Origin of the sequence: Paenalicyclobacillus macrosporangiidus, from assembly GCF_900116805.1 — a bacterium.
In the GTDB taxonomy this organism is placed as follows: domain Bacteria; phylum Bacillota; class Bacilli; order Alicyclobacillales; family Alicyclobacillaceae; genus Alicyclobacillus_H; species Alicyclobacillus_H macrosporangiidus.
On sequence record NZ_FPBV01000001.1, the window covers coordinates 494,625 to 502,481 of the forward strand.

At 55.7% G+C, this 7,857-nt stretch carries 12 protein-coding genes; 10 read left to right on the top strand and 2 right to left on the bottom strand.

The window, feature by feature from the left end; genetic code table 11:
- Window positions 1–61 precede the first annotated feature (61 nt).
- The 7 genes from BM357_RS02365 to BM357_RS02395 all read left to right on the top strand — a co-directional run bounded on the left by BM357_RS02365 (window position 62) and on the right by BM357_RS02395 (window position 4,804).
- Window positions 62–355 (top strand): hypothetical protein, encoded by a 294-nt coding sequence (locus tag BM357_RS02365; RefSeq protein ID WP_139234519.1) that lies wholly within the window; start codon window positions 62–64, stop codon window positions 353–355.
- A gap of 5 nt (window positions 356–360) precedes the next feature.
- A complete protein-coding gene (locus BM357_RS02370) occupies window positions 361–855 on the top strand; it encodes a phage holin (protein ID WP_074949143.1) in 495 nt (164 codons plus the stop codon).
- Window positions 842–1,942 (top strand): GH25 family lysozyme, encoded by a 1,101-nt coding sequence (locus BM357_RS02375; RefSeq protein WP_074949145.1) that lies wholly within the window; start codon window positions 842–844, stop codon window positions 1,940–1,942. Before BM357_RS02370 ends, BM357_RS02375 begins: the two co-directional genes overlap by 14 nt.
- 123 nt (window positions 1,943–2,065) lie before the next feature.
- Window positions 2,066–2,572 carry an RNA polymerase sigma factor gene (locus tag BM357_RS02380; protein ID WP_074949147.1) on the top strand — a complete coding sequence of 169 codons (507 nt, stop codon included), beginning with the start codon at window positions 2,066–2,068 and terminating at the stop codon, window positions 2,570–2,572.
- Window positions 2,559–3,371 (top strand): hypothetical protein, encoded by an 813-nt coding sequence (locus BM357_RS02385; RefSeq protein ID WP_074949149.1) that lies wholly within the window; start codon window positions 2,559–2,561, stop codon window positions 3,369–3,371. Before BM357_RS02380 ends, BM357_RS02385 begins: the two co-directional genes overlap by 14 nt.
- Window positions 3,372–3,498: 127 nt before the next feature.
- Entirely contained in the window at window positions 3,499–4,041 is a 543-nt protein-coding gene (locus tag BM357_RS02390) for a hypothetical protein (RefSeq protein ID WP_074949151.1), read from the top strand.
- 256 nt (window positions 4,042–4,297) lie between these two features.
- Complete coding sequence (locus tag BM357_RS02395; RefSeq protein WP_074949153.1) at window positions 4,298–4,804, top strand: peptidoglycan-binding domain-containing protein; 507 nt, start codon at window positions 4,298–4,300, stop codon at window positions 4,802–4,804.
- Window positions 4,805–4,851: 47 nt separating this feature from the next.
- Here the strand turns inward: BM357_RS02395 and BM357_RS19170 are convergent, their stop codons facing one another.
- Window positions 4,852–5,424: a hypothetical protein gene (locus tag BM357_RS19170; protein WP_139234520.1), complete on the bottom strand. Its 573-nt coding sequence runs from the start codon at window positions 5,422–5,424 to the stop codon at window positions 4,852–4,854.
- A gap of 130 nt (window positions 5,425–5,554) precedes the next feature.
- On the opposite strand from BM357_RS19170, the gene BM357_RS02400 reads away from it, so the two are divergent.
- The 3 genes from BM357_RS02400 to BM357_RS19655 all read left to right on the top strand — a co-directional run bounded on the left by BM357_RS02400 (window position 5,555) and on the right by BM357_RS19655 (window position 6,611).
- Window positions 5,555–5,767: a helix-turn-helix transcriptional regulator gene (locus BM357_RS02400; protein WP_074949155.1), complete on the top strand. Its 213-nt coding sequence runs from the start codon at window positions 5,555–5,557 to the stop codon at window positions 5,765–5,767.
- Window positions 5,768–5,885: 118 nt separating this feature from the next.
- Window positions 5,886–6,110, top strand: coding sequence for a hypothetical protein (locus tag BM357_RS02405; RefSeq protein ID WP_074949157.1), 225 nt, complete (start codon window positions 5,886–5,888; stop codon window positions 6,108–6,110).
- Between the two features lie 246 nt (window positions 6,111–6,356).
- Complete coding sequence (locus tag BM357_RS19655; protein WP_074949159.1) at window positions 6,357–6,611, top strand: hypothetical protein; 255 nt, start codon at window positions 6,357–6,359, stop codon at window positions 6,609–6,611.
- Between the two features lie 446 nt (window positions 6,612–7,057).
- Here the strand turns inward: BM357_RS19655 and BM357_RS19660 are convergent, their stop codons facing one another.
- A complete protein-coding gene (locus BM357_RS19660; RefSeq protein ID WP_175511412.1) occupies window positions 7,058–7,564 on the bottom strand; it encodes an MFS transporter in 507 nt (168 codons plus the stop codon).
- Between the last annotated feature and the right edge of the window lie 293 nt (window positions 7,565–7,857).

The following is a 7,857-nucleotide window of genomic DNA, read 5'->3' on the forward strand; positions in this document are numbered from 1 at the left end:
AACCAACCAACGCTCGCACGAACGTTCGTTCGTAGAAGTAAAGGCGAGGGGGGCGCAGACTGTGGGTGACAACAGCAGGGAGTGGTACTCGAACAAGGACCTGTTCGAGTTTTTTAGTGCGCTCCAGCGCGAGTTCGACGGTCTCAAAGCCGAGATGCAGCAGACCAGGGAGATGATCCGCCGGTACAACGGGCTTCGTGAAGAGCTGGAGCAGGTGAAGGCGGACGTTCGGACCATGCAAGACGAGGCGCGCGGCCGCGCGACTGTTGGCCGCACCATCCGCGAATGGGGCGGCTGGACCGTCGCTGTACTGTCGCTTGTGGCCGCGTACCTGAAAATCTTCCAAGGAGGTTGATCCGCATGGTGGATCAGGTTGTGTCGGTGGTTGTCAATGCGCTCGTCGGTGTTCTGTCCCTCGCCCTGTCGGCCGGCGCGGTCTATGCTGTCCAGTGGCTGAAAAGCCACACCCAGGCGCAGACCCTGGCCAGGGTCGTGCAGGTAGGCAACCTCGTCGTGAACGCCGTCGAGCAGGCGGCTGCCGCCGGGATCCTCAAGATCCCCAAGAAGGAGGCGGCGGTGGCGTGGCTTCGCGCATGGCTGGACCACGAGGGAATCCATCTGACCGACGCGCAGATCGATGCCATCATCGAAGCGGCGGTCAAGACCCTGAAAGACGCCGGGGCGGAACTGAGCGGCAACAAGGCCGCGGACGATCCGCAGGCCAGGCTGGAGGCTGCCAAGAAACGGCTGGAAGACGCGCAGGCGAAGGCGAGTGCGGCACAAGCAGAGGTAGCCGCGGCGCAAGCCGCTCTGGAACAGACGCAAAGGGAGGCGGCCGCAGGTGGCACAGCTTAATCCTGACTGGGCGCGCGGCATTGACGTGAGCAATAACAACGGGGTCATCGACTGGACGAAGGTGGCGTCTTCGGGCGTCACCTTCGCCTTCATGAAGGCCACGGAGGGAGCGACCTGGCACGATCCGACCTTTACGTCCAACTACAAAGCGGCCAAGGCCGCAGGCCTCCTGGTCGGGGCGTACTGCTTCGCGCGATTCGGTTCCAGTTCACCGGAGGACGAGGCGGATGCCTTTGTGAAGGCGGTGGAGGCAGCTGGCGGATTCGATGTACTCCCGCCCGTCCTGGACCTCGAGGATGACGCCGGAATGGCGCCCGCCGAGCTTGCCGACTGTGCACTCCGATGGGCGAAACGGGTCGAGGAAAAGACGGGGCACAAGCCAGTCCTCTATATCTCGCCCGCCTTCGCGCGCGTACATCTGACGGGGGACGCCCTGGCGGACCTGCCGCTGTGGATCGCGCATTATGGCGTCGATTCCCCGCAAGTTCCGGCCCCCTGGCATGACTGGACGTTCTGGCAATACACTGACGGTGGGCAGGTTCCGGGCATTCCAGGTCGCGTAGACCTCGACGTGTTCAAGGGCACGGCGGCAGAGCTGCGCGGGGACAAAACGGCGCCCATTTCATCGCGCCCGGGTAGCGTTCAGCCGCCAAAGTTATCCCTGCACCGGACGCTGTATCCAGGAGCAAGCGGCCCGGACGTGCAGCTGTGTCAGCGCCTGCTGTACCGGGCAGGCTTCCACCCTGGCCAGATCGATGGTGCCTACGGCCCGGCCACTGTCGCGGCCGTGCGCGCGTTCCAAGTGTCGGCTCATATCGCGGTGGATGGTGTCTGCGGCCCGGATACCTGGTCGCACCTCGAGGCCTCGAAACAAGCAGACCGGCCGCTTACCGGCCGTGGAGACACGGGTCAGCAGGTGACAGACCTGCAGCACCTGCTCAATTTCCACGGGGCAAGCCCCGGCGCTGTCGATGGCGTGTTTGGCCAGCATACGGAGGACGCGGTGCGCAAGTTCCAGCGCGGGCGCGGCCTTGAGGTGGATGGGAAGGTGGGCCCGCAGACCTGGGGCGCACTTCTGCACGTTTGATGGTTCGTTCCTTCGTTGGTTCTGCCCTCACCCTTTGGGTGGGGGCTTGTTTTTTTCGTATCAACTGAAATGATTCGACCCCTTCGTGCGTCAAATCATGCAAAACGTGGCTGGAGGGGCGAGATGATCGATCAATGGTTTGACCTCTACGCCGACGACGTGTACTCGTTGATTGCGTATATGGTCAGGGACCCAGAACTGGCGAAAGACCTAACGCAGGAAACGTTCGTACACGCGATGATGGGGATTCACCGATTCAGGGCAGAGTCAAGCCCAAAGACCTGGCTGCTCACCATCGCTCGGAATGTCGCCATATCCCACCTTCGGAAAAAGCGTGTGGAGGTCGCAGCGGGCGACCTTGTGTTCGACCGGTTAGCGTCGACGATTGGATCTCCAGAGGTCACGGTTGAGCAATGGGACACACATGCCTTGTTGATCGACATCCTGTACAAGTTGAAGCCGAGATACCGGGACGTCATCATATGCAGGGAGATCATGGGGATGTCAAGCAAAGAGACCGCGCGGGTTCTCGGATGGAGTTCAAGCAAGGTGCGGGTCACGTTGCACCGGGCGCTGAAAGCTGCGAAACAGCAGCTGCTCGAAAGGGGATGGGGTCATGAGTTGGCGTGATACTGATGAGATTGCGGGTGAGTTCCGGTCTATGCCCAAGTTCAAACTGAGCGCCGAGGACAAGGCGAAAATGCTGATGGAGTTAAAAAGTCTAGAGGCGGCAGTCAAGGCACGCAGGCCCCGGCGTTGGCTGATGAGCGTCCTTGCTGCGGGATCGGCGGTTGTCGCCGCTGGTTCGTTGTTCTTTGCCCTTGAAATGAAAGGCACTCCGGGCAAGAATCAGCCCGCGACAACGACGAGCATCACAGCACAACCCAAGCATCTGGAGGCTGCCACGTCCAGGCTGCAGAAGGTAACGGACAGGTTCGGGCCAAAGGCCGAGCAGCTGCATGAATTGCTTACCCACACCGTCGGGGTCCTCGATGCCTGGGCATACGGATCAAGTGAAAGAATGGGAGAAGGAGACTACTCTTTTTTGCCACCATACAGCGAACCGCCGAAAACTCAGTCGACGCTCCCAATGTATTTACAAACCGATTATGCGAAATTTAAACAGCTGTTTGGGCCGGAGTTGGCCGAGATTCCAGCGAAGCCTATGCCTGGGTACTACGACAGGTTCTTCTATATAGATCCGAAAACCCATGTGGCAGAGTCTCGCGACGATTGGGCGATTCTTGATTCGATAAATCAGGCATACCAACAAGCGATCAACTATTATGCGAAGCAAGAGGGGGACCAGGAACGCGCACCTGGCAACAATACAGCGGCTGCGCAAGCCGCGAATACACTGAGGGAATGGAACGACTTGCTTTTTGGCGGACGGATTGAACTCTCAGATGTCCCGAAAGTGACCCATTAAGGAATACGCAACGCTCCGGTGAGGCCGGGGCGTTTTTTCATTGGAGTTTTTCGTAAGTTTCTTTGCAGTTTGCTCGACCATGAACGAGATATGTTAGAGCTGAAATCAACCAAGGAGGCGATAATCCGTGGCATTAGTCGGCTACATCTATCCAGGCGAAATGTTCCTGGAGTATGGCGGAGATGGAGTGACTGTGCTTCAATGGGATTGCAACATAACGGGCAGCCCGATTCCGGTATATAGCACCGGAAGCGAAGCCGGTAGTTCCCATATCAGCATTTATTTCTTTCATACCAGCTTCCCGACATTCGGGTATATACCGATGGACATCTTGGGCGTCCGTCACAATTATGATCCCGTATCCTTGCACCCTAATTACTGGGATAACATCTTGGGCTACACGAATTGTCCAGTGTTTGCGATCCGGCATAACACCACCATCTATGACACGCAAGGATATAAGAAGACCGACATCCCAGCTGGTTATCACGTAGCGCTGACGCCGGGAAATCAGATGAATGCAGGGCAACAGTCCTCACACTGGGGATGGATGTCCATAGACTTCTACAATATCGGGTCAGGCTGGCAGAGATTCGACGGGTTCATCGATGCCATGCCGAATACCTATGGCTTAGGCTCCAACGCCGTTCTGGATTACGGACTCAACTGAGCCGACCAACACGAGCCACCGTCCGAAACCGGGCGGTGGTTTTTTGGTATCGTCAATATTCCAGACTTCCGTCTTCGGCCCGCAAACGTGGGGGGCGCTCCTCCACGTTTGATGGTTCGTTCCTTGGTTGGTTAGTTCGTTACTGCCCTCACCCTCGCGGGTGGGGGCTCTGGAGTTTCTGTAGAGTTTTTTTGCACGTTGAGATTGTGTAATAGAGCCACAATGAGAGTGCAAATCAAAAAGAGGGGGTATCTTGATGTCAAGCACACTCATGCAGGGCCACTGGGACTATTCGAATAATCCGGTCGTTGGGTATGGCTACATTACTTCTGGGGGAGTCGTTCTCGCTGTACAACTGATGCTGTTCAGGACTTTCCTTCCCAACACTGGAACACTCATACGGGATGGATACTACGGACCAGCCACGGAAGCTGCGGTAAAATCATTTCAGCAAGCCGAGGGTATCACCGTGGACGGCGTTGTCGGCCCCCAAACCTGGTATCGGTTCTGGCAGAAACTAATCGTACAAAATGATTATGGCACCTACCGTCTTTGGGTATGGAAGTATAATCAAAATCAGGATCCATCCCTTGATTTGCACTTTATGGAACGGACAGCCGAAGGTGATTTCTGGTGTGTGGAATGCCAGTGTGTTTCAGGCCAGACGGGTGACGGATGGTCAGGTGGTAATTACGTCGTGATGGACAACACACACTATTCAGACCCATACGCGGGAAGCAAGAACTGCAGTGCTGCATTTTGAACTTGCCATCGCTAGAACAGGCCCGATCTAGCCGGGCCTGTTTCATGTCATGACGATTTGTCGGCAAGGATGGAATCTATCACATTCCATAAGGTAGACGCTGAACCCCTAACCTGATAGTACCGTTCCCCGTCTGTAAAACATGCGCGCGTGTCGTCGGATGTACTGAAGGTCGAAATGCCAACCTGCACGCCATTGTGCGTTACTGTCTTCATGTATCTTTCTTCCATGGGAATCGGCGGCCATTCGGAAGGTTTGGTTCCCCATTCAACGACAGCGAATGAATTGGTATGATTTGTGTAGTCTGTCGCGTCGATAAGTAGCAATGTCCCATGCAGATCGCCAACATGATACGTTACGGAGCATCCTTCAGGGATAGCGGGAAACCGCGCATGAAACGTCAGGTGTTTTGCCACGTCAGACGCGGACAAGTAGTATTCTGTCCACAAAGGGTCGTCCAGATTATCCTTGTCTGGCGCGTTGTGATTTGCGCTGACGTTCACAGCGGTTGGCTTCACAGATTCGTATGCGTTGGTGCCGATGGAGGCATGATTCTGCGCGGAACATCCAGCGAGAGCCAGGGCAGAAACGGCCATCAAACCCAGTAGACGCACTCTCATCAGATCACCTCGTGAACGAGTATTCCAGGACGTACAAACATTTGACGCCTGGAAATCACGGTATGTTACACACGTCGCTCACGGATGTCTTTGCTATTATTGTGCATATATTTCTGATCGGGGTGAAACCATGGCGGTTCGCAACCGGCTAAAGGAGCTGCGGCATGACAACCGCATGAACCAAACGGAGTTCGCGGAATTACTAGGGGTCAACCGACAGCTGTACAACCGGTGGGAACGCCAGGTCGCCCAGCCGAGCGTCGAGTGGGTTCTGCGGATTTCCGCCAAGCTCGGGGTGCCAATGGAACAAATCGTGTACCTGGACGACAGCGAGCCGAATTGACCGGCTCTTTTTGTTTGTCCAATGTGCATTATAGGCGTCTAATTCTGAATCTGAATCGGCAACTTTTGAAGCGAACCTGCATACATTACAACATCAAACGCAAAAGGGGGTGCCAGGCATGGACGCCACGCACAAGCCAACCGACGCGGCCGATCTTCCGTGTCAGCCGTCGACCATGGTGTGCCGGCTGGAGGGCCCGTACTCCTATGAGCGCGAGACGGAGCCGGAGATCGAGTACAAGCGGTACGTTGGCTTCCAGAACATCGACGAGTGGGTTGAGCATGCGCTGCAATTGGTGACGCCACAGACGCGAGTACGGATCACCATCGAGGTGATGGAGTGATGCACAGCAAGGAGACGGTATGGTACATCTGCGAGGAATACGTCAGGACCGGCCGCAGGTTTTATTGGAAGCGGGAACTGCTGACAAGTGACTCGTACCGGAACCTGGACAGCGTGTACTGGTCCGAGCGCAAGCCGATCACGGCCAGGACATTCCGCAAGGCCGAGCGTGAGGGGTACAAGTGCGACTACGTGAAGATTTACACACCGCCCGCACGGCTGTACATCTTCGAGGGGAGGGAACGCGATGGCGGGAGCGAAGACAGCGCTGGTGAAAGCACTGCACGAGGTGGCTGTAAAATTGTACGATTACTGCAGCATCGAGTGCGAAAAGCCCTGGGCATGCGACGAATGTCCAATCTTTAAGGCCAAGCGGACGCTGGAGCATGTCGAATGCGGGGTACACATTCCGGAGCTGCTGGCCACCCTGGAGCCGGATGAGATCGACGCCATCGAAAAACCCATCCGGCACTTCGTGGTCATCAAGGGTGGCCGCAGTTGAACCACGGATCGGGTCCGTGGTAAGATGTATATGCCAAATCGTTCATTCAGTGACTCATCGAGAACCCAGGGCCATTCGGGGGCTGCTGGGTTCTCGATTTTTGCTTCCGAGGCCCGGTCCAAGGGGGGAGCTTGATCGTTAGCTGGCAAGCGGAAATCGCAACCCAAATTGCAACCCAATTTGCTACCGTAATGCGCGGAATGACTAGCACTTGGTAGCACACCAAACCGGTAAAATGCAGGCCTGGTGCGGATTCAACGGGCTAGTCGATATCAGAGTGCATGGTGCGAACAACCTTTAGAGATCTTGAAAACCGCCGTGTCCGCAAGGGCACCGTGGGTTCGAATCCCACCCTCTCCGCCAAAGGAATCCAGTAACGGTGCGGATTTTCGGGCTTCCCGATGTCGGCGCCGTTTTTCGTTAGCGGACCGACTTCTAACATGTTTCTAACCTTCTATTCCAGAAGTCGTGCGCTCCACGATCTGGCTTGAATTCTGGACCACTATCATTAACGCGGACAATGAACATATCAATAGCAACATTCCACCAAGGCTGTAGCACACGCGAGGTCCAAAGAAATCTCCCAATAGCCCAATTCCACCATAGGTGACGGGAATCGATATATTGAAAAGCATGGAACTGAAGCTGCTAACCCGTCCGCGCAGGCTGGATGGAGTTAGCGCCTGAAACAGCGTCGCCATAGGTACGCTTGTGATCATGACGCCTACGCCGATGACGAAGTTTCCTATGTATGAAACCACGAGTTCATGCGAGAGCGAATCGGTCACAAGTCCAATCCCTTGAAGTGCCAAACCCACGACGAACCAGGTTTTTACTTGATTCACAGGTAAGGCTCCCGCAAGTATGCCGCCAATGAGCAGTCCCAAGCCTATGGCTGCGTCAAATATTCCTAATTCACTCGCATTGCCGTGCATCGCATCTTGAATGAGCATCGGAGGGAGGACGTTTGTTGGGCCCAACCCTATGTTGCTGATTGCTCCGATCGTAATTAGGGTCTGCTGAACAAACGGAAAGTCGTTTACTGGCCAGGATTTTGGGGCTCTGATCGCGAATTTATGTGCAAGGGTTTTTGTAGACAGGTCGCAAAATCCTTGCACATGGAGGACGGACCGGTGTTCCGCGCGAGGGAAAACCAACTTATTTTGCCAGGTGATTTCTTCCTTCCGTTCTGTGGGAAGTTGAATGAGGATAACCGCTGGGTCAAGCTTGCGCAGGTGATTCCGTG

Bases quoted from the DNA above. Each gene is read 5' to 3' on its own strand.
- BM357_RS02370 (WP_074949143.1), top strand. From the start codon at position 361: ATGGTGGATCAGGTTGTGTCGGTGGTTGTCAATGCGCTCGTCGGTGTT.
- BM357_RS02380 (WP_074949147.1), top strand. From the start codon at position 2,066: ATGATCGATCAATGGTTTGACCTCTACGCCGACGACGTGTACTCGTTG.
- BM357_RS02385 (WP_074949149.1), top strand. From the start codon at position 2,559: ATGAGTTGGCGTGATACTGATGAGATTGCGGGTGAGTTCCGGTCTATG.
- BM357_RS02395 (WP_074949153.1), top strand. From the start codon at position 4,298: ATGTCAAGCACACTCATGCAGGGCCACTGGGACTATTCGAATAATCCG.
- BM357_RS19170 (WP_139234520.1), bottom strand. From the start codon at position 5,424: ATGAGAGTGCGTCTACTGGGTTTGATGGCCGTTTCTGCCCTGGCTCTC.
- BM357_RS02400 (WP_074949155.1), top strand. From the start codon at position 5,555: ATGGCGGTTCGCAACCGGCTAAAGGAGCTGCGGCATGACAACCGCATG.
- BM357_RS02405 (WP_074949157.1), top strand. From the start codon at position 5,886: ATGGACGCCACGCACAAGCCAACCGACGCGGCCGATCTTCCGTGTCAG.
- BM357_RS19655 (WP_074949159.1), top strand. From the start codon at position 6,357: ATGGCGGGAGCGAAGACAGCGCTGGTGAAAGCACTGCACGAGGTGGCT.
- BM357_RS19660 (WP_175511412.1), bottom strand. From the start codon at position 7,564: ATGCTCATTCAAGATGCGATGCACGGCAATGCGAGTGAATTAGGAATA.